17 protein-coding genes and 1 pseudogene are annotated in these 19,100 nt (G+C 71.6%); 7 read left to right on the top strand and 11 right to left on the bottom strand.

What is annotated here, in order from left to right; genetic code table 11:
* Positions 1-158: 158 nt before the first annotated feature.
* Both E0D90_RS11955 and E0D90_RS11950 read right to left on the bottom strand, forming a co-directional pair.
* The gene (locus E0D90_RS11955; RefSeq protein WP_103503398.1) at positions 159-650 is read right to left on the bottom strand and encodes a hypothetical protein; all 492 of its coding nucleotides are present in this window, start codon (positions 648-650) and stop codon (positions 159-161) included.
* A 13-nt stretch (positions 651-663) separates the two neighbouring features.
* On the bottom strand, positions 664-2,115 hold the full coding sequence (locus E0D90_RS11950; protein ID WP_130797876.1) for an NsdA family TPR-like regulatory protein: 1,452 nt from the start codon (positions 2,113-2,115) through the stop codon (positions 664-666).
* A 385-nt stretch (positions 2,116-2,500) separates the two neighbouring features.
* Between E0D90_RS11950 and fxlA the strand changes: the two genes are divergently transcribed.
* The 4 genes from fxlA (at position 2,501) to fxlM (ending at position 8,096) form a co-directional block, all read left to right on the top strand.
* Positions 2,501-2,650: an FxLD family lanthipeptide gene (fxlA, locus tag E0D90_RS11940; protein WP_103503400.1), complete on the top strand. Its 150-nt coding sequence runs from the start codon at positions 2,501-2,503 to the stop codon at positions 2,648-2,650.
* Positions 2,651-2,775: 125 nt separating this feature from the next.
* Complete coding sequence (locus E0D90_RS11935; protein WP_170214965.1) at positions 2,776-5,727, top strand: lantibiotic dehydratase; 2,952 nt, start codon at positions 2,776-2,778, stop codon at positions 5,725-5,727.
* Positions 5,724-6,875, top strand: coding sequence for a lanthionine synthetase C family protein (locus E0D90_RS11930; RefSeq protein WP_157996853.1), 1,152 nt, complete (start codon positions 5,724-5,726; stop codon positions 6,873-6,875). Before E0D90_RS11935 ends, E0D90_RS11930 begins: the two co-directional genes overlap by 4 nt.
* A gap of 9 nt (positions 6,876-6,884) precedes the next feature.
* A complete protein-coding gene (gene fxlM / locus E0D90_RS11925) occupies positions 6,885-8,096 on the top strand; it encodes a methyltransferase, FxLD system (RefSeq protein WP_103503403.1) in 1,212 nt (403 codons plus the stop codon).
* 131 nt (positions 8,097-8,227) lie between these two features.
* On the opposite strand, the pseudogene E0D90_RS11920 reads toward fxlM, so the two are convergent.
* Positions 8,228-8,323: pseudogene (locus tag E0D90_RS11920) on the bottom strand (hypothetical protein); the annotation flags it as partial.
* A 280-nt stretch (positions 8,324-8,603) separates the two neighbouring features.
* Between E0D90_RS11920 and E0D90_RS11915 the strand changes: the two are divergent.
* Positions 8,604-9,161, top strand: a complete 558-nt coding sequence (locus E0D90_RS11915; protein WP_130797870.1) for an AAA family ATPase — start codon at positions 8,604-8,606, stop codon at positions 9,159-9,161.
* A 95-nt stretch (positions 9,162-9,256) separates the two neighbouring features.
* Here the strand turns inward: E0D90_RS11915 and E0D90_RS11910 are convergent, their stop codons facing one another.
* The 6 genes from E0D90_RS11910 to E0D90_RS11885 form a co-directional block, all read right to left on the bottom strand.
* Positions 9,257-9,949 carry a 4a-hydroxytetrahydrobiopterin dehydratase gene (locus E0D90_RS11910; RefSeq protein WP_130797868.1) on the bottom strand — a complete coding sequence of 231 codons (693 nt, stop codon included), beginning with the start codon at positions 9,947-9,949 and terminating at the stop codon, positions 9,257-9,259.
* Between the two features lie 186 nt (positions 9,950-10,135).
* On the bottom strand, positions 10,136-10,882 hold the full coding sequence (locus E0D90_RS11905) for a phosphotransferase family protein (RefSeq protein WP_130797866.1): 747 nt from the start codon (positions 10,880-10,882) through the stop codon (positions 10,136-10,138).
* Positions 10,883-11,069: 187 nt separating this feature from the next.
* On the bottom strand, positions 11,070-11,615 hold the full coding sequence (locus E0D90_RS11900; RefSeq protein WP_130797864.1) for an ATP-binding protein: 546 nt from the start codon (positions 11,613-11,615) through the stop codon (positions 11,070-11,072).
* 138 nt (positions 11,616-11,753) lie between these two features.
* Entirely contained in the window at positions 11,754-12,308 is a 555-nt protein-coding gene (gene tpg / locus E0D90_RS11895; protein ID WP_103503408.1) for a telomere-protecting terminal protein Tpg, read from the bottom strand.
* Positions 12,309-12,335: 27 nt separating this feature from the next.
* On the bottom strand, positions 12,336-14,549 hold the full coding sequence (gene tap / locus E0D90_RS11890) for a telomere-associated protein Tap (RefSeq protein ID WP_130797862.1): 2,214 nt from the start codon (positions 14,547-14,549) through the stop codon (positions 12,336-12,338).
* Positions 14,550-14,642: 93 nt separating this feature from the next.
* A complete protein-coding gene (locus E0D90_RS11885; RefSeq protein WP_130797860.1) occupies positions 14,643-15,410 on the bottom strand; it encodes a class I SAM-dependent methyltransferase in 768 nt (255 codons plus the stop codon).
* Between the two features lie 91 nt (positions 15,411-15,501).
* Here E0D90_RS11885 and E0D90_RS11880 point away from each other — a divergent pair, with 91 nt between their 5' ends.
* Together E0D90_RS11880 and E0D90_RS11875 are read left to right on the top strand one after the other, a co-directional pair.
* Positions 15,502-15,894: a DoxX family protein gene (locus E0D90_RS11880; protein ID WP_130797858.1), complete on the top strand. Its 393-nt coding sequence runs from the start codon at positions 15,502-15,504 to the stop codon at positions 15,892-15,894.
* Between the two features lie 108 nt (positions 15,895-16,002).
* Positions 16,003-16,881 carry an SGNH/GDSL hydrolase family protein gene (locus E0D90_RS11875; RefSeq protein ID WP_130797856.1) on the top strand — a complete coding sequence of 293 codons (879 nt, stop codon included), beginning with the start codon at positions 16,003-16,005 and terminating at the stop codon, positions 16,879-16,881.
* Positions 16,882-16,906: 25 nt separating this feature from the next.
* Here the strand turns inward: E0D90_RS11875 and E0D90_RS11870 are convergent, their stop codons facing one another.
* Both E0D90_RS11870 and E0D90_RS11865 read right to left on the bottom strand, forming a co-directional pair.
* The gene (locus E0D90_RS11870) at positions 16,907-17,392 is read right to left on the bottom strand and encodes a peroxiredoxin (protein WP_103503413.1); all 486 of its coding nucleotides are present in this window, start codon (positions 17,390-17,392) and stop codon (positions 16,907-16,909) included.
* Between the two features lie 286 nt (positions 17,393-17,678).
* A partial coding sequence (locus E0D90_RS11865; protein WP_130797855.1) for an aldehyde dehydrogenase family protein occupies positions 17,679-19,100 on the bottom strand: 1,422 nt, incomplete at its 5' end.

The following is a 19,100-nucleotide window of genomic DNA, read 5'->3' as shown; positions in this document are numbered from 1 at the left end:
CCACCCCGGCACCACCCATAACCCCAACTCCCGTTGGGGCGATCCGTCGGCCGACCCATTGGTACTCCAGCAGGGCCCGGCGCATCCGGGGCACGAGCGACGTGGTCGGCCTCAGCACAAGGACATCGTGAGGGAAGTGCGCTGGGATTGCGTCGCGCTCATTTCTGACGAGCGGCGCCGTCCGGCCACACGACATCTACGGGGATGCCCGCCGCTCGCGCTTCGAGGACGGTATCGGCGGTGCCGCCGCCCTTGCCGGTGGGGGGTTCGCCGTTCCATACGGCGACGAGGCGATCGGCGCGTTCGATGAGCACGGCGTTAGCGGCCTCGTACGCCTGCCGGTTGGCAGTCTCGTAGGGAAGCACGAGGACTTCCTCGGCAGATTCGACGAGCCGGTCGAAGAGGGCGGCGTGGTTGGGCTTGACCTTGTTCTGTCGGTAGTCCTGGGAGGGGAGGACAACGGTCAGGCGTCCGCCCACGGCGAGGACGGCTTCGGCGAAGAGGGAGTCGGCGCCCTTGGCGATGCAGGAGACGCCGACGAGTCGGCTGTTGTCCACGTATCGCTTGAGCAGCTCGTCCAGGGCGGTGCGGACCAGAGGAATGCTGTCCTCGGTAAGGTCCATGTGCCCGGTCACCGCGACGGTCGTCATAGTTCTCTCCTTCTCAGGTCGACAGCAGGTCGCGGATCCTATCGCGGGCTTCGCGCACGGGGCGCGCAGCGCTGTTTCCCACGGTGTGCGGGTAGAGCTGTCCGAGTTGGGCGCGCACGCGGCTGGAGCGCGTGGCACGCGCCGCGTCCACCGCGCGGTGGGTTTCTTCCACCGCGCCGGGCAGGTCGCCGAGCAGGAAGTGGCACTGAGCCAGTCCGATCCGGTCCAGGGCGTGGCTGCGGCTGGCCTCGGGGCCACGCCGGGCCAGAGCTCGACGGATCTCGGTGGCCGCAGCGTGAGCGTGCTGCTTGGGGTTTTGGCGGGCCAGCTCGAGAAGGCGGCCGCCGGTGGTGCCTGCGAGTTCGGCCTCGTCGAAGTACGCGATCCAGTACGGCTCTTCGTCCGGCCCGGCATCAGTCAACGCGTCGGCCGCCTGGGCGGTTGCCCGATGGAAGGCGGCAGTGCGGTCCATCGCCGCGTACGCCCACGCCTCCCGGGTATGGAGCATCGCGCGCACTCTGGGGCCGGCGACGTGCCGGGCACCGTCCTGGGCGATGCGGACGAGTTCGAGGGCGTCCTGCGGCTGGTCGCGGTAGAGCATCTGACGGGCCATGCCGGCCAGGACGTTGGCGCCGAAGACCTTGTCGTCGCCGGCGTGGGAGGCACGCAGGGCGAGCAGGTAGTAGTTCTGAGCGCGGCGCTGGAGACCACTGTCCCACGCCATGGTGGCCGCCGTGCCTGCCAGTTGGGCCATCACCCGGTACAGGAACCTCTCAACCCTCGGCGCCTGGTGTTCGTCGAGGTGCGCGGCGACCTCGCTGAGCTGGCCCAGCACGGCCTTGCGGCGTAGACCACCCCCGTACTGGTGGTCCGAGGCCCGGAACGCGCGAGCAGCGGACTCCAACTCCCCAACCTCCCGCGCCCCGAGCCGACCGCGCCGACATGGCCGGGCAGCGGAGCCCGCAGGCTGGAGCCACCCCTCCAGAGGGTCGAGCAGGGCAGCACCGGTGACGGCGGCCCCGGCCAGAGCACGCGTTGCCGCGCGACGGTCCATCACGAGATCGCTCCTCGTCAGGTTCGCTGCCAGACGCACTGTGGCATCCGGCCGCCATGGGACCTCATCGGCGCTGGCCTGCTCACACTCAGGATCCGGCAAGAGACCCTCCTGGACGGGGCCGGTCTCCCAAGCACGTGGAGCGAGTCCAAGGAGGTGGCCCGGGATCCGGAGTCCGTCGGAGATGCGGCAGATGACCTCGAAGCTGGTGACCTGCTGCCGCCCACTGATGATCGTGGAGACCTTGCCCGGCGTGAGGTGACAGGCCGAGGCGATGCGGTTCTGGGACAGTCCACCGTACTTCTTGATCAAGGCGAAGGCGGCTGCGAAGTCGTGCTCTACCAGGGCTCGCCGGACATCCTCGCGTTCGAGGATGTCGGGAGCGAGCGGGCCGGGCGTGGTGGCATCCATGAGGGCCAACTTCCGGTGCGATCTTAGGCGCGATCAAGCTTCTTACGACGGCGGAAGCGAGTGTATTCCCGGCTCGGTAACACCCGCTGGTCATACCGCAGTCACCCGAGCCCGGCGACGCTTGGTGAACGCCCGAGTGTCATGCGTGACTGACTGCGGAGGCCCGGGAGACGAGATTCCAGCGGACGGTGGACAGCCATGGCCCTGCACGTACAGCCTCGCCTCCCGCGCTCTACCGCTAACCGGACTCACCCTCGACGGCTCCCTAGCCCCATGGTCCCGGGAAGAAGCGGGGCCAAGCCGCAGCCATCAGCCGGACGCGGGGTCCGCGCTCCCCCGTCCACGCATCCCCTGGACGGTCAACCAATGCTTCGGAGGTACTGCAATGGCAATTGCGACGACTGAGACGGCTCCCATCACGGGCGACGAGTGGCAGCTCACCATCGCCATCACGGACGCGCCGGTTCCGGTGGCCGAGGACTGCGACACCAGCGACGGGTGCGAGTCCACCTGCGCCTCCTCCTGCACAAGCTGACCAACACACCGAATCGGTGCGGGCCAGGCCCACTTCCCGGCCCGCACCGGTCTACCGAACGGGAACCCACGATGACGCGGACCAGACAGCTCCAACTCGGTGACGGGCTCCTGCTGCGCGCCGCCGTGCTCCCGCTCACCGCTCAAAACACCCAGTGGCCCGACCCCGACGATCCGGCCGACTGCTGCCGTTGGCTTGCTGACGTGTGGGCCCTCCCTTCCTTCACTGACGCAGTGCGAACGGCTTCCCCACAACTCGCGCGTACCGTCGACCACATCCTTGAAGAAGGCAGTGTCCGGCCGAAGCAGGTACGTAAGGCAACAACGGCGATCGCCCGGTACCTCCTACGCGCGGCCGGACGTCCCACGCCGTTCGGCCTATTCGCCGGCGTGACCACCGCGGAGTGCGGTCCGGCCGGTGGCAGAGTGGGCACCGCCCACCGAGCCGTTGCCCGTCCAGACACGCTCTGGCTCGACCACATCCGCCGTGACCTCCAGCGGCGACCGGACGTCCTGCCCCACCTGACCGTTCAGATCAACGACCTGGCGGCACAGCACGGCGACGTGCTGGTGCGCCCCCTCTCCGGCGGACGCACCGCGAGCGCCACGATCACCCGGCCTCTCGCTGCGATCCTCGTGCTGGCCGCACACCCGGTTCCGTGCCAGAGGATCACCGATCGGTTGATCGCGCTGGGCGGTACGTCCGAACAGATCCAGCGGCTCCTCACGGACACGTTGGAGGCCGGCTTCCTGATCAGCAACGTGTCGGCACCCCTGACGGACCCCGACCCTCTGGGCCACATGCTTGCTGTCCTTCGTCCACTCGCAAACCGCCTCAAGCCCGAAACGGGCAGTCTGCTCGCCGACTTGGAAGACGTGTGCCGCCTGCTTGCCGAGCATGACGCGGCAGGCGACCCTGCCGCTGCCCAGGAATTGCGCGGTACGGCCGAGAAGCACATGAGTAGCGTCAGCGACCGGGGCCGAGTGCGGATCAGCGTCGACCTGCGACTCGACGCCACGGTCCGCGTCCCGACACCGGTGCTGGAGGAGGCCGAGCGCGTTGCGGAGGCCCTACTGCGGCTGACACGGAACGTGGGGGAGAAGCCTGTGTGGGCCGCGTATCACGGCCTGTTCTGGGAACGGTACGGCGCCGGCAGCCTGGTGCCGCTGCGGGACGCGGTCGATCTGGCCGCCGGGGTTGGACTGCCGGCCGACTTCCCGATGTCAGCGTGGCCGGATTCACCGTCGAAGGTGCTTCCCCGCGATGAGCTGTTGATGGCCAAGGCGTGGCAGGCAGCACTCTCCAGTGCTCCTGAGATCCGGCTCACGGAAGCGGACCTCGATGAGCTCTGCGCCACCAGCCGCGAGGACGCCCCCGTCGCCCCGCACGTCGAGATGGCGGTGCGGGTACACGCGTCGTCGACCCAGGCCCTGGACCACGGTGACTTCACCGTGTCCGTGCGTCCCGCCTGGAGCACCGGCACTCTCACCGGCCGGTTCGCCACCGCCCTCCCTGACAGCGGCCTCGACGAGGTCTACCGGCGGCTGCCCACCCTGGTTGACGGCGCCCTGCCGGCCCAGCTGTCCTTCACCCCGGTCCATCCGCACGCCGAGAACGTGGCTCGCATCCCCGCCCTGCTGCCGTACGTGATCCCCGTCGGCGAGCACCGGGCCCTGGCCGACCGCCTGATCCCGCTGGATGATCTGGCGGTGCTGTCGACCAGCAAGAGGCTGCATCTGGTCAGCCTCTCGCGACGCCGTATTGTCGAGCCGGTCGTCCTGCACCCGCTCGCCTTGGAGAAGCAGGCCCCGCCGATTGCCCGGTTCATCGCACTAGTCGGCCGAGGCTTCGCCACCGCCTGGACGCAGTTCGACTGGGGACCTCTCGCTGCGGGGGTGCCCTATCTGCCCCGGGTCCGTTACCGCAAGGCGGTACTCTCACCGGCCCGCTGGCACCTGAGGATCGCAGACCTCCCGTCTGGTCCTTTCGAGCCTTCCTGGCACGCGGCGTTGGCCGCCTGGGCGCGTACGTGGAAGTGCCCGCAGCTGCTCGAACTCCGCGACGAGGACCGCACCCTGCGCCTGGATCTGACCGAACCACTGCACGCACGACTCCTTCACGGCCACCTTCGGCGCCACGGAAACGCCGAACTACTCGAAACCGCCGACGAGCGGTACTTCGGTTGGATCGGCCACGCCCACGAACTTGCTCTGCCGCTCACCTCCACCCGGCCGCCCTTGCCCCACCCCGACCTGGCTACGGCCCCGGTCGTGACCAACCGGATGCTGCCGATGCCCGGAGACGACCAGCAACGGTGGGTACAGGCGAAGCTCTTCACCCACCCGACGCTGATGGACCAGATCCTTACCCGCCGTCTACCCGGCCTCCTCGATGCACTCGGCGGGCCCGACAACTGGTTTGTGCGCTACCGCACCGGACAGGAGGAGGACCACCTCCGGCTGCGCATCGCCGCGCACAACCGGGAGCAGCACGCAACGGCGGCGCGAGCCATTGCCCGCTGGACCGCGCGGCTACAGAGTGAGGCGCTCGCCTCCCGGCTCGTCTTCGACGGCTACCGGCCTGAGTTCGGCCGCTACGGCACCGGAGCTGCTCTGGATGCCGCCGAGACCGTGTTCGTCGCCGACAGCGACGCGACACGGTACGCACTCGCCGACCTGACCGGCCTCGACCCGCACGTCCTGTGCGCACTCGGAATGATCGACATCACCTGCGCGCTCCTCGGCGAGGAGGAAGGTCTCAGCTGGCTGGCCAGCACGCCTCGTGGCACGGGCCTGCTCAGCGTCACCCGTCAGACGCTGCGCCGCGTCCGCACGGAAGCCCTCACACGAGACTCGTACGGGTCGGCCCGCCTGGCCGACGCGTACGAAAGGCGCCGCACCGCCCTCGCCATGTACCGGTCTCATCTCACCAACGAGCAGACCGGCCCGGCGCTGGAGTCGCTGCTGCACATGCACCACAACCGGATCACGGGCCCTGACCGGGCGGCTGAGTCAGCTTGCCGCCACGCCGCACGACAGGCATGCCGCTCCCTGCTGGCACAGGGGGCAGCCCGGTGAACGACCTCGTGCACGACTTGGGCCGCGGTCTTGCTGGAACTGTCCTCTACCAGGCAACCCTTGCCCAGGACAGCGGTCATTGGGATACGGCGCACACCGCCGCGAGGGCTCTGGCCAGACAACCGGCCGCCGGTCACCCCGTCGGCACGAGCCTCTATCGCGGAGCACCGGCCGTGGCGTATGTCCTCCAGACAGCCGGCCACCCAGCCTACCGCTCTGCGCTCGACCACCTCGACACGATGCTCATCACACTCGTACGCGCGCGGCTCGCGGACGCTCGTCGCCGGTTTGACGCGGGTAGCCCGCCACGCATGCAGGAGTACGACCTGATCTCCGGCCTGACCGGACTGGGCGCGCTTCTTATGCGCCGAGGCACGCAGGCGGAACTGTTCGATGATGTCCTGCGCTACCTTGTGCGGCTCCTCCAGCAGCCGCTCACGGTTTACGGTGAGAAAGTGCCGGGTTGGTGGACCTCGGTCGGCCCGAGCGGCCGACCCGACGCCGCCTGGCCCGCAGGACATGGCAACTTCGGCATGGCCCATGGTGTCGCCGGGCCCGTCGCGCTCCTCGCCCTGGCCAGGCGCGCAGGGCACACCGTGGCCGGCCACCACGAAGCCCTCATTCAAGGCTGCCGCCTGCTGGAACAGCGAGCGCGCCACATTGCCAACGGCGGCCCCGCCTGGCCGGAGACCGTCACCCTCGACGCATGGATCGGCAGATCACCGGCGGGGGAGCACCCCGGCAGACCATCGTGGTGCTACGGCACTCCCGGCATCGCGCGCGCCTTACAGCTCGCAGCCATCGCATGCTCGCGTACGACGGCCCAGCGCTTGGCCGAGGACGCACTCACGGCCTGTATCACCGATCCCGAACAGCTCGTCCGCATCGACAACGCCACGGTCTGCCACGGCTGGGCCGGCGTCTGCCTCGCCGCAGAACGTTCGGCCGCCGACAGCGCGCCGGAGAGCCCACTCCGGCTGGCTCTGCCGTCCCTCCGCTCCCACTTTGCCAACCATATGGCCCAGCACCCACTACCCGATACCGCCGGTCTCCTGACCGGCACTGACGGGGTGCTGCTCGCGCTGCACAGCCTCAACCCGACCCGCCCCGTTGCCACGGGGTGGGAGACCTGCCTCCTCCTCAACTGAAAGAGCCATGTGAACAGCACCCCCAGCCTCGACGACCTGCGCAACCGACTCGTGGACGACATCGTCGCCAAGTGCCCGCTGCCAGCCCCGATCGAGCAGGCCATGCGCACTGTCCGCCGTGACCTCCACCTGCCGGGGCTCGACCCGGCCGCCGCCTACACCAACCGGGCCGTCTCCATCAAGGAAAACCCCAACGGCCCGCTCGCCCTGTCCTGCGCCTCCGTGCCGTCAACCGTCGCGATGATGCTCGCTCAACTCGACCCTCAGCCCGGCGACCACATCCTGGAGATCGGCGCCGGCACCGGCTACAACGCCGCCCTCCTCGCCGAACTCGTCGGCTCGGGCGGTGAGATCACTACCGTCGACATCGACCCCGGCGTCGCCCTGCACGCCCGCCGGGCCCTCAACAACACCGGCTACGAACGCGTCAGGGCTATGGAACGCGACGGCTTGGACGGGGCGCCCGAACACGCTCCCTACACCCGAATGATCGCCACCGTAGGCCTCTGGGACGTCCCCGCCGCCTGGTGGCAACAGCTCGCAGATGGCGGCCGACTCGTCCTCCCGCTCCGATGGCGCGGCCAGACCCGCTCCATCGCCCTCACCCGCCACGGCGGCACCCTCGTTTCCGACGACATGGAACTGTGCGGCTTCGTCCCCATCATCGGCCAGCACGGTGAACGCACCACCGAGCTGGCCGACGGCACCGTCCGCCTCCACCACGACCAGGACCAGCCCGTCGATCCCGGCCAACTCACCGAGGTCTTCTCCACACCGCTCACTGAGCTGTGGTCGCAGGCCCGGGTCGGCAACGAGGAATCCTTCGACGGCATCTGGCTGCGCGCTACCGCCTCCGACGACACGGTCTGCCGCATCGAAGTCACCAAGCAGGCGCAGGAGGACGGTGCACGACGCCCCGCGATTCCCGGCCGCAGCCCCGCCCTCGTAGCCGGCAGCTCCATTGCCTTCCTGATTGCCGAGCGCGACAACGCGGATCTCGAACGACCGTCCCGGCTTGGCGCCGCCGCCTACGGACCTGACGCGACCACCCTTGCTCGAAATCTGATCGCCCACATCACCGCTTGGAGCGTCGACCGCACCGCAGCACCACAACTGATCATCCACCCGGCAGGTACCCCAGACAGCGAGCTTCCGAAGGGGCACGTCGTAGACAAGGCAGATAGCCGCATGGTGCTGTTCTTCACCGAGTTGAACGCTTAACCGCCTGGTGTGCTCGCCTCCCGGGGGCAGATCCCGAACGTTCCCGCGCCCTCGGGAAGCCAGGCGTTGCCCGTCGCCTCTACCTCACCGATGGCAAGGCCCTTGACGGCTGGGACGTGGACCTAGTTGATGTCGGCATCCATGCCGAGTACGTCGTAGCCGAGTTCGGCCATGCACGCCGCGTGGGTGGCTCCGAGGTAGCCGCAGCCGATGAAGGTGAGCTTCACAAGCGGGTGCCCTTCCAGGCGAGGCGGGCCCGCACCGGACTCGGCGTCACGGCCTGACGGTCCAACCGGCGATCGGCTGAGGCTGGGTGGGCAGAACGCGGACGACGTGGCCGGGGCCCGTCAGCTTTTTCCGAAGCTGCCGGTTCCCAAGAATCAGGGATCACCAACCTGACGAGGGCTTGGCGAGGAGCCGCAGTTGCTCCTGCTCCAGCCCGCAGGTCAGCCACCGTGACGATGTGCTCCTGTTCCCACGGCCCCGCGTCGCGCTATCGTCGGGCTCATGATCGTGTGGCTCAACGGCACCCATGGTGCGGGCAAGACGACGACCAGTGCTCACGTGCAGCGGCTCATCCCGGACTCACGGGTGTTCGACGCCGAGAAGGTCGGCGAGGCTCTCATGGACATCACACCGGCGCTCTCCGTGACGGACAACTTCCAGCACTGGCCCCCGTGGCGGACGCTCGTGGTCGAGACCGCCCGACGCGTGCTCGACTACACCGGCGGCACCCTGGTGATGCCCATGACCGTCCTGGTCGAGCCGTACTGGCGCGAGATCAGCTCGGGCCTCGCCCAGCACGGCATCGAGATCCGGCACTTCGTCGTCCACGCCGACCAGGACACCCTGCGCGAGCGCATCGCGGGCGACACCGTTCTCGGCCCCGACTCGCCGTTCCGTCTCCAGTACCTTGAGCCCTACGCCGAGGCGGCCCGCACTTGGCTGCACGCCGAGGCCGAGGTCATCGACACCACACACCTCACACCCGCCCAGGCCGCCCTGCGCATCGCGGAGTCCGTCAAGGGTGAGGACGCGGCCGCGCCTCGAAGCGGCTTCCGGTAGCGGACGGGGTCTACCGGTTCTCGTACGCGCTGACCGCAGGAGTGCGATCCAGGCGGCGACGCCCCGACAAGGAATGACCGCGAACAGCAGGTGTTTCAGTTGTCCCGACCCTGCCACGTCGTGACGCAGGCTTCGTTCCCCTCCCGGTCGGCGAGCACCCAGAACGCGGGGGCACGGGCCGCTGACACCAGCCGTCCCCCAGCGGCCAGCGCGGCCTCGATCCGTCGGGGAGCCTCCTCGTGCGGAACGCTGATGTCGAGGTGAACGCGGTTTCGCTGCGGACGCGGGCGGTCAATCTGCTGGAACCAGATGGCGGGGCCCTGCCTGAGCGGGTCCACGAGCGGATGCTCCGCTCCCTCGGCACCTGCCTCATCGGTGTAGGCCAGCACCGCCTTCCAGAAGGGCCGAATCCCTGCGATGTCGAAGGCATCGATGGCGATCTCCAGAAGCTGGACGGAGCGCGGCTCCTCCGTTCCGGTTCCGGGCCCCGGCAGCAACCCGGCCTTGCCTGCGGTCGCGGAGATCAGGCGCGCCAGCTCGACGTCCCGGGTGGTGACCGTCGCGTGGTCCAACGACTGCAGGGTGAATACGACCCGGCCGGGACGCACGTCGATCCGGAGATGGCGATCCGCGTCGTCGCCACACGCCGCGACGGCGTCCGCTGCCAAGCCGACCGCCCGAGCCGACGTCCCGACCTCAACCGACGTTTGCAACGAGCCCAGCAAGTAGCGCCACCCGTACTCCTGGACTGCCTCCGAAGCTGCCTGCCGACTCAGTATCCGCTCCATGACCACACCTTCCCGTCCCGCTTTCTCGTCCGCCCACCGGCACTTCCGATACATGCCCGGTCACGTCGGCCGGAAGGCTCCGCTGGGTTCACGGCAAGCTCGTCGAACGGGTTCTCTGGCCAGCCGGTACGAGACCCCGGAGCCGTCACGGCGGTGGGCGTTCGCAGCAGCCGGGCCCGCTCGGTCTCATATCCGGGATCTCAGCACGTCGACCTCGCAGCCCGGCGCGAAGGGGTCGAAGCCGTGCTCGATCAGCCAGCGAACCGCCAGGAGACTCCGCAGCGACCACCACGCGTGGATCACTTCGAGGTCGACGTCGCCGCCATAGCCGGCGAGGACGTCGTCAAGGTGCTCCTCGTGTCCGAGCGTGAAGGTGGCGAGGTCGTACAGGGCATCACCCTGGCCGGCCTCGGACCAGTCGATGATGCCCGTGACCTCGTCGCCGTCGACGAAGACATGCGCGATCTGAAGATCGCCGTGGGTGAACGCCGGAGTCCACGGCCGGAGCGCGGCAGCGGCGACCTGGCGGTTGCGGGTGACCAGGTCGGCGGGCAGCAGGCCGTTCCCCACGAGCAGCTCGCACTCGCCGTCGAGTTCCACCGCCAGCTCGACGACGCTCCGGCCCGCCCGCCCGGGCCCCGGCGGCAGCGGCGCGTCGTGCAGCCGCCGGATGGCGGCGCCCGCCGCGGCCCATGCCGCCGGCGACCCCGTCGTGGGCCCGCCGAGGCGCCCAAGTGTCGTCCCCCGGAGCGCGGCGAGAGCGAGTACGGGTGGCTCGCGCCACAGGACCTTCGGCGTCGGAACCGGCGCGAGGGACATCGCCTCGACCTCGGCATCGACACGCGCCTGATCGGCGTCCACCTTGAGGAACACCTCACCGACACGCAGCGTCGCGCGCTCGGAGTGGGCGACGACAACCTCGACCTCATCCATGGGCGATCAGTATCCCGGGAGTGGTCGCCGGCGTCGCCAGGATTGTCGCGTGCGCCGAGGTGAACCGAAGCTCGGAGGTCACGGGCGGAGCCGGCTGAGCCGGAGGGTAGAGCTGGGCGTGGCAGCCAGGGGTGCCACCAACAAGGCATCCGGCTGGTCGCACCTACCTGTTCGGCAGCTCTTCCTGTCACGGAGAAGTGACAGCCGCCCAACCGGTGGCAGCCACTACCTCCCGTGCGATGTCGACGATGAGCCGCCCATCCGTCGCTACTCGCACGATGTCGTCAGGAGACCGCTGATTTAGGAGCCTCGCCTTGCGGATGCTTCCTTCCAGCTCCCGCTCCAGCTCCGAGCCGCGTTCACGGCCCACCAGCCGCTCGCGGGCGGTGGCGTCGGAGGCGGTGAGCAGGACGCGTGTGATTCGTACTCCACCCCCCATGGCGCGTTCGAACATGCCCGCTGCCTCCGGCAGCACGCTCATGGTGTTCGTGTAGATGAGACGCCGGTATCCGCGCTGGGCGAAGTTGGCCCACACGACCGTCAGATTGCTCTCGGTGATCTCCGCGCGGTGGGGGTCTCCCACTGGTGCCGGATGCACCTGCCCCATGAAGTCACCGTCGATGACCGCGTGGGCGACGGCCGTGGAGCGCAACAGCGCCGAGACCTCCCACCCCACCGTTGTCTTGCCGACACCAGCCCGTCCACCGATAAGCAGTGCTTCCGCGTGATCCATCCGGGCAGCCTGCCAGCGGGCGACCGCCTCAGGCGATGAGGTATCGGACCGAGGGGGCAACGAGACTGCCGGTGTGCAACCGTCGCGCTGCGGCTCACGACATCGTCGCGGCGCGCCCACCGGACGGCAGGCGCCGGTTCAGTAGTCGAGTTCCACGTAGTCGATGTCGGTGAACTCCACCTGGAGACCGTCCGCCCGGCGGCCACGGTCGCGGAAGTAGATCTCGCCCAGGCCCTCCGCCGCGATCTCCTGAAGCCGCTGCTCACTGGCCCCGGCCGTACGGGCGTCGAAGAGCCGGGCCGCGTACTCCGGCGGCAAGTGCTGGGTGATGAGCCGGACGCGGGCGTCGTCGGTGGAGCCGGGCGCGGCGGTGAAGCCGAAACGGGCGCGGGTCTCGATGACGATGCCGCCGGTGTCGGCCGCGCGCCGCCGGGCGCGCGCCCGCACCTTCGGCTGCCACCGTGCACGGACCGCCCGCTCCAGGCGGGCCGCCAGCTCCGGGCGCGGCTGACGCAACTGCCCCCGGACGTAGCGTTCCACGGTGCGCTGCGAGACGCCGAGTTCGGCTGCGGCAGCCCTGGTCCCCCGCAGGCTCCGGACCAGGAACCGCACCCGGGCGGGCGCGGACTTGGGCAACGGCCGTGTGAAACGGCCGGAGTCGGCCCGGTCGAGCCCGTCCTCGAAGGCACCCATCAGTTCTTCCCGCTCCGATCGTCGCTGCTACTCGTCGCCGGACGGCGCGTCCGGCCCCTTGATGTGGCGGGCCGGGTTGTGCCCCTCGTCGAGCATCTGTACCGCCCACAACAGCGGCTGTGTTCCCTCGTGTTTGACCATGCCGGGCGAGACCCCGACGCGGAAGCCGCCCGGCAGCGGCTTGCCGTCGTCGGTGAACGGCAGGAAGTCCAGCGGCCCCGGCCCGTCGGAGAGGTAGACGGCGCAGTCGGAGAGCACCGCGACGGGGAAGAGCCCGGCCTGCGCGAGCCGCGTCATCTTGCGGTGCATGTTGACGCGGGCGGAGGAGATCACCGCCGCCCGGATGTCGGGCCGCCAGGTGGGGCGTTCCAGCGCCGGCCAGCGCTCCCCCGGACGGTAGCCCGCGCCCTGGGGGCGTTCGCGGAGTTTGCCGATCCCGCCCTTGACCGTGGCCTTCACCGCCGAGAGGACGGCGAGTTGCGCGGGGTCGCCGCCCCGGTGGTCCGCCATCGCGGCGAGGTACTCGGCCGGTGACATCCCGGCCCGCACGCCGAGCTGTTCCATGGTGTGCAGGTAGGCGTCGCGCAGCCGGGTGTACCAGGCGTCGAGGTAGGCGCCGTGGTCGAGCCGCAGATGGGCTTCGACCGGCGCCACGCTGTGGCCCAGTTCCCGGGCGTAGGCGACGGTCGGGGTGGCGTACCAGGCCGGGCCCTCCGGGCGTCCCCCGTGCGGGGTGAACGGGTTGGGCAGTCGCTCGTCGAACGGGATGTGGGAGAGGTCCACCAGCCAGCTGCCGGGGATTCCCGGGTCGAACTCCGGCGCTGTGACGTGCACCGCCTCGCCGAGGCCGACGTTCAGCCGGTTGGCAGCGGCGGCGAACGCCATGTTGACGTCGATCCCCACGGCGTGGCTGCGGGCGCACTCCGCGTCGGTGAGCGATTCCGGGTCACGCGCCCACGCGAAGGCCTCCTCGTCGAGTTGTTCCGTGGGCCCCCGCAGATGCCCGCGGGGGTGGCGCCCGGCCAGGACCGGGTGCTCGTCGGGGGCCTCGGGCGGCGCGGGGTCGACCGGCTCGGTGAGCGCCCCGGGGTTGGGGCCCGACACCCAGGCACCGGTGGCGGTGTCCCGTACCGGCCGGGTCGGGGGGCGCAGCGCCGTCATCAGCTCCAACCCGCAGACGGCCGCCGAACCACGGGGCGTGAGCACGCGGTTGGCGTAGTCGCCCAGAGCACGGGCCAGTTCGGGCGGCGGCATGGCCTCGGCGTTCGCCCAGGCCCGCGCGTCCAGCGCTCCCCACGGCAGCACCGCCAGCTGGACGCACTGCCGACGCCCTTCGTGGACGGGCCGGTAGACGCGGGTCCATGGGCCGAAACCGCGACGGGTCAGCCGCCACTTCGCGGCGGCGAGGGCGCGGGGCACGGGGTGGTCCTCCGGCAGGCGCAGTGTGCGCCGGTCCTCCAGCGTCGGCGGCAGCCCGACCCGCTCGGCGGCGGACGCGGTGAGGACGAGCAGCGGGTCGGCGTCGTGCCCGTGGCGGTGGAGGCGGGGCGCTCCGAGCCGCACCCCGTGCAGGGCCCACTCCACCACGCCGGGGATGTCGGTGGCCGGGCAGTCCAGGACGAGGCCGCCCACGCCGTAGGCGATGCCGTCGCCGTCCAGGACGGCCAGCGGGCCGTCGGGGAACCCGTCCTCGGTGGGCGCCGGTCTCCGCGCCGCGCGGGCGGTGGCGGCACGGCGGGCAGTGGCGGGACGGCGGGCGGTGGTGGGACGGCGGGCGGTGCGGCCGGAGACGGACGCGGCTCGGGCCGGTTCGGCGCTGGCGTCACCGGGGTTGTCGCCACCGTCGTCAGCAGGGGCGTCGAGCTCGGCACCGGGCGTCGGGGGCGCCGCTTCCGGGGAGCCGGAGGACGGCGTGGTGCCGGGAGTGTCCGGGCGGGGAGGGGTGTCGGCGGGTACCGGCGCGTCCACGGCGACCGCGCCCGTCGGGGGCGCTGTCGGCAGGCGTTCGGCCATGCCCTCCAGCAGGCGGCGGTAGGCGGCGCGGGTCTCCCCACGCGGTTCGCTGCGGCCCGACTCCCAGCCGGCCACGGTGGACCGGGCGACCCCAAGCGCGTCGGCGACCTCGGAGCGCGCCAATCCGTAGTCGGTGCGCAGCCGTTCGCGTTCGGCGGGCGGCGGCAGGTCGTCGCGCCGTGGCCCCCGTCCGAGCAGCGCCTCCACCGGATCGGTCTTCCCCGGCATCGACGACCCCCTTCGTGGCAGCACCGCAATCGGACAACCGACACCGTATGTGACGCGGCGCGCAGCCCCGACACGACCCGCCCCGGGCTGCCGTCAGGAGGGACGGCGGGCGAGCACCAGCCGCGCCCGGGGCGCGCCGCCGGGCAGCGTGCCGAGCCGGGTGAGCGGTGCGAGCTCCGTGCGGAATCCGGCGCGTTCCAGATCCCGGAGCACCTCGGGCAACCGGAACGTGCGGTAGTACATGACGAATTCGGGACGGCGGAGCAGGTTGCGCAGCCGCATGGCCCCGTCGAAGGCCCAGACCGTCCAGTAGGCGGCCGACCCGACGGGCGGCGGGGCGGGCACCGGGAACGCGAACAGCCCACCGGGGCGCAGCGAGCGGTACACACCCCCGAAGAGCGCGGGGCGTTCGGCGGGCCGGAAGTGGCCGAACGCGCCGAAGCTCACCGCCAGATCGAACGCGCCCACGAACGGGAGCGCCAGGGCGTCGGCCCGCACCCACCGCGGCACGGGGGCGCCGGTTTCCTCCCGGCCCCGGCCATTCGCCGACGCGGAGCCGTCGCGGTCGAAGTTCTCGCGGGCGACGGCGAGCATGCCCGCGCTGAAGTCGACGCCGACCGCGCGCTCCGCGCAGTGCCGGGCCAGCAGCGCCGTGCCCGCCCCGGTGCCGCAGCAGACATCGAGCCCGGCCCGGAACGGACCGAGCGGGCGCAGCTCCTCCCCCACGGCCGCCACCACGTGGTCGGGCGTCCGGAAGGGCGTGTGGTCGAACTTCGGCGCGAGCAGGTCGTAGCCACGCTCGGTGGAGGACATCGCCTGGACGGCGAGTTCGCGCAGGCCGGGTCCCTGGGGAGAGAACATCGCGCCCACGGTATCGGGCAGGCGGGCCCCACGCGGCACTACCGGCTGGTAGGAAGGAGGGTGCCCCCGGCGTCATCCCTGTGAGGAACAGATGGACCACTCCGCCCGGACCGAACACTCCGCCCGGCTGCTGGCGGGTCTGCTGGCCACCGCCGGCGCCCTGCACGCCGTGGCTCCCGCGCCGTTCGACTCCATCGTCCCCCGCTCGCTCCCCGGGAGCCCGCGCGCCTGGACGCTGGCCAGCGGGGTCGCGGAGCTGGCGGTCGCGGCGGCGGTGGCACACCCGCGGACCCGCCGGGCCGGCGGGTGGGCCGCGGCGGGACTGTTCGCCGCCGTCTTCCCCGCCAACGTCAAGATGGCCTACGACTGGCGCCACCGCTCGGCGGGCCACCGCGCCGTGGCCTACGGCAGGCTGCCGCTGCAGGTACCGCTGGTGGTGTGGGCGGCCTCGGTCGCGCGGCAGGCGCCACCCCGCCGGGGCTGAGCCGGCGGTTCCCCGCGCGAGGGACCCCACCCGTCGGCGGCGGGCCCGCCGTGGCGGAAACGGGCCCTCGACGGGTACCCCTACTGGCCGGTTAACATGGCTCTCGCCATGGGGAACGCACCTGAGATCCGCAGTTTCGTCGCCGTCGGTGACTCCTTCACCGAGGGCATGTCCGACCTGATGCCGGACGGCAGCTACCGGGGCTGGGCCGACGTGCTCGCCACGCGGCTGGCCGCCCGTGCCGGGGGCGACTTCCGCTACGCCAATCTCGCCGTGCGCGGCAAGCTGATCGGGCAGATCGCCGAGGAGCAGGTGGCGACGGCGGCGGCCATGGGCGCCGACCTCGTGACGCTGGTCGGCGGCCTGAACGACGTGCTGCGTCCCGGCTGCGACGTGGACCGGGTCTGCGAGCTGCTGGAGAAGGCGGTCTCCACCCTGGCGCCGTCGTGCCGGACGCTGGTGCTGATGCGGACCCCGGGCCGCCAGGGCCCGGTCCTGGACCGTTACCGGCCGCGCATGGAAGAGCTGTTCGCACACATCGACGCCGTCGCCGAACGGCACGGCGCCCTGGTCGTGGACCTCTACGGCGCCCGCTCGCTGGCGGATCGGCGGATGTGGGCGGACGACCGGCTGCATCTGACCGCCGAGGCGCACAGCCTGGTGGCGGAGGCGGTGTGGCAGCGCCTGGGGCTGCCCGCCGAGGCGGAGTGGGAGGTACCGCCGCCGCCGGTGCCGCCCGCCCGCTGGGGGGCCCGGCGCACCGCCGATCTGCGGTTCGCGCGTGTCCATCTCCTGCCGTGGCTGGGGAGGCGGCTGACGGGACGGTCCTCGGGCGACGGAAGGGTCGGCGCCCAGGTGGACCCCGCGCTCGGCACGGCCTTCTGGATCGGCCCGGGCGCCGCCGGCGGCGCGGACGTCGCCAGCTGGCAGCGGCTACCCGACGCGGCGGACGGCGCCGAGGGTCCCGAGGGCCCCGGAACCGCCTGACCCGCGCACGAGCCCCAGGCGGTGGTCAGCGGGCGTCGAGCGCGGCCAGCTGCCCGGCCAGCTTGTCGACCGACTGGAACGTCGCGCCCAGCAGCGCCACATGCTTCCAGCGCAGCACCCCGTCGGGGCCGATCAGGAAGACGGCACGGCGCAGTCCCATACCGGGCATGGCGATACCGAACGCCCGGGTGACGGCACGATCGGTGTCGGCCAGCAGCGGCATCCGCAGGTCGAACTTGCGCGCGAACCCCTCATGGCTGTCGACGCCCTGGGGGCTGATGCCCCACACCTCGGCGCCGAGATCGGTGAACGACTCCAGCCCGCTGGAGTACGAGCACAGCTGCTTGGTGCAGACGGAGGTGTTGTCCCCCGGGTAGAAGGCGAGCACCAGCGACTTCCCCCGCTGCTGGGAGAGCGTGTAGTCACCGCGTTCGAAGCCGTCCCCGCGGAGCACACCCCCGGGGAGGCTGAAGTCCTCGACGGTGTCGCCGACGCGCGGTGATGCTGCCACAGTTGTCTCCCTGCTGGACGGATGCGGGCCGCTCTGCGGTCCCGCCCGGCTGGTCGGCCGGTGTGGCCCGTGAACGCACTCGACGGTGGTTCGGTTCCGGACCCCGGCCGGATTGCCCGAACCACGGCCGGATGTCCCTTCCCCGCGCGCCCGGTCACGGCCCGCCTCCGCGCGGCGCGAGTGACGTGCTCTCACCCGGGCCCACGAGACACCACCCACGACACACCACCGGCCCCGGACACCGGCCCGAGGGCCGGCGGCGGGGCCGGTAGGTGACGGTGAGCGGTCAGCGCTCCCAGCGTCCGTCGACCCGGCGGGGCAGTCCCAGCGGGTTGTCGTCGCGGAGCGCGGGCGGCAGCAGCGCGGCGGGGGTGGACTGGTGGACCACCGGGCGCAGCCAGCGGCCGATGGCCGAGGCGCCCACGGAGGTGTAGGCGGAGGTCGCCGCCGGGTAGGGGCCGCCGTGGTGCTGGGCGGTGGTGACGGCGACGCCGGTCGGCCAGCCGTTGACGAGCAGCCGGCCCGCCAGCGGGGTCAGCGCGGCCAGCAGTTCGGCGGCGTGCCCGGTCTCCTCGGCCGCCTCCTCGGCGCCGATGTGGACGGTGGCGGTGAGGCTGCCGGTCAGCGAAGCCAGTGCCCGTTCGACGTCGGCGGTGTCGCGGTAGCGGGCGACGACGGTCAGCGGGCCGAAGCACTCCTCCAGCAGGGATTCGTGGCTCTCCTCGGCCAGCCGTGCGGCGGGCACCGTGACGAAGCCGGGCACCACCGCGCGGCCCTCGCCCGCGCCGGCGGCGACGGGGACGGTGACCTCGGGGAGCGCGCCGCGTGCGGTGACCCCGGCCAGGAACGCGTCCCGGATCCGGTCGTCGAGGAGCACGCCCTCGGCGGCGGCGCCGAGCGCCGTGGTCAGCGCGGTCAGCACCGCGTCACCGGCCTCGCCCTCGGGCAGCAGGACCAGTCCGGGCTTGACGCAGAACTGCCCGGTGCCCAGGGTGACGGAGCCGGCGAGTCCGGTGCCGATCTCCTCGGGGCGTTCGGTGGCGGCGGCCTCGGTGATGATCAGCGGGTTGAGGCTGCCCAGTTCGCCGTGGAAGGGGATGGGCACGGGGCGTGCGGCGGCCCGGTCGAAGAGCGCGCGCCCGCCGCGCACGGAACCGGTGAACCCGGCGGCGGTGACCAGCGGGTGGTCCACCAGTGCCACGCCGGCGTCGAAGCCGTGCACCACGGTGACGACGTCCTCGCTCAGACCGACGGAGGCCGCGGCGCGGCGCAGCGCGGTGGCGCACAGCTGGGAGGTGGCCGGGTGGGCGGGGTGGGCCTTGACGACGACGGGGCAGCCGGCGGCGAGCGCGCTGGCGGTGTCTCCGCCGGGCACGGAGAAGGCCAGGGGGAAGTTGGACGCGGCGTACACGGCAACGACGCCCAGCGGCACCCGGTAGCGGCGCAGGTCGGGCCGGGGCGGGGTGAGCGCGGGGTCGGCGTGGTCGATGGCGACGTCCAGGTAGCCGCCGTCCTCGACCTCGGCGGCGAAGGCCTCGAACTGGCCGGTGGTGCGGCCCAGTTCTCCGGTGAGGCGGGGCACGCCGAGGGCGGTCTCGCTGTCGGCGGTTCGGATGATCTCGGCGGCGTCGGCGTTCAGTTCGCGGGCGGCCGCTCGCAGCAGCGCGGCGCGGGTCGCCGGGTCGGCGAGGGAGGCCCGGGTCTCGTG

Origin of the sequence: Streptomyces otsuchiensis (assembly GCF_004305975.1) — a bacterium.
Classification (GTDB): domain Bacteria; phylum Actinomycetota; class Actinomycetes; order Streptomycetales; family Streptomycetaceae; genus Streptomyces; species Streptomyces otsuchiensis.
This window is presented reverse-complemented; position numbering and strand designations above follow the sequence as displayed.

Bases quoted from the DNA above. Each gene is read 5' to 3' on its own strand.
- E0D90_RS11955 (WP_103503398.1), bottom strand. From the start codon at position 650: ATGACGACCGTCGCGGTGACCGGGCACATGGACCTTACCGAGGACAGC.
- E0D90_RS11950 (WP_130797876.1), bottom strand. From the start codon at position 2,115: ATGGATGCCACCACGCCCGGCCCGCTCGCTCCCGACATCCTCGAACGC.
- fxlA (WP_103503400.1), top strand. From the start codon at position 2,501: ATGGCAATTGCGACGACTGAGACGGCTCCCATCACGGGCGACGAGTGG.
- E0D90_RS11915 (WP_130797870.1), top strand. From the start codon at position 8,604: ATGATCGTGTGGCTCAACGGCACCCATGGTGCGGGCAAGACGACGACC.
- E0D90_RS11910 (WP_130797868.1), bottom strand. From the start codon at position 9,949: ATGGAGCGGATACTGAGTCGGCAGGCAGCTTCGGAGGCAGTCCAGGAG.
- E0D90_RS11905 (WP_130797866.1), bottom strand. From the start codon at position 10,882: ATGGATGAGGTCGAGGTTGTCGTCGCCCACTCCGAGCGCGCGACGCTG.
- E0D90_RS11900 (WP_130797864.1), bottom strand. From the start codon at position 11,615: ATGGATCACGCGGAAGCACTGCTTATCGGTGGACGGGCTGGTGTCGGC.
- tpg (WP_103503408.1), bottom strand. From the start codon at position 12,308: ATGGGTGCCTTCGAGGACGGGCTCGACCGGGCCGACTCCGGCCGTTTC.
- tap (WP_130797862.1), bottom strand. From the start codon at position 14,549: ATGCCGGGGAAGACCGATCCGGTGGAGGCGCTGCTCGGACGGGGGCCA.
- E0D90_RS11885 (WP_130797860.1), bottom strand. From the start codon at position 15,410: ATGTTCTCTCCCCAGGGACCCGGCCTGCGCGAACTCGCCGTCCAGGCG.
- E0D90_RS11880 (WP_130797858.1), top strand. From the start codon at position 15,502: ATGGACCACTCCGCCCGGACCGAACACTCCGCCCGGCTGCTGGCGGGT.
- E0D90_RS11875 (WP_130797856.1), top strand. From the start codon at position 16,003: ATGGGGAACGCACCTGAGATCCGCAGTTTCGTCGCCGTCGGTGACTCC.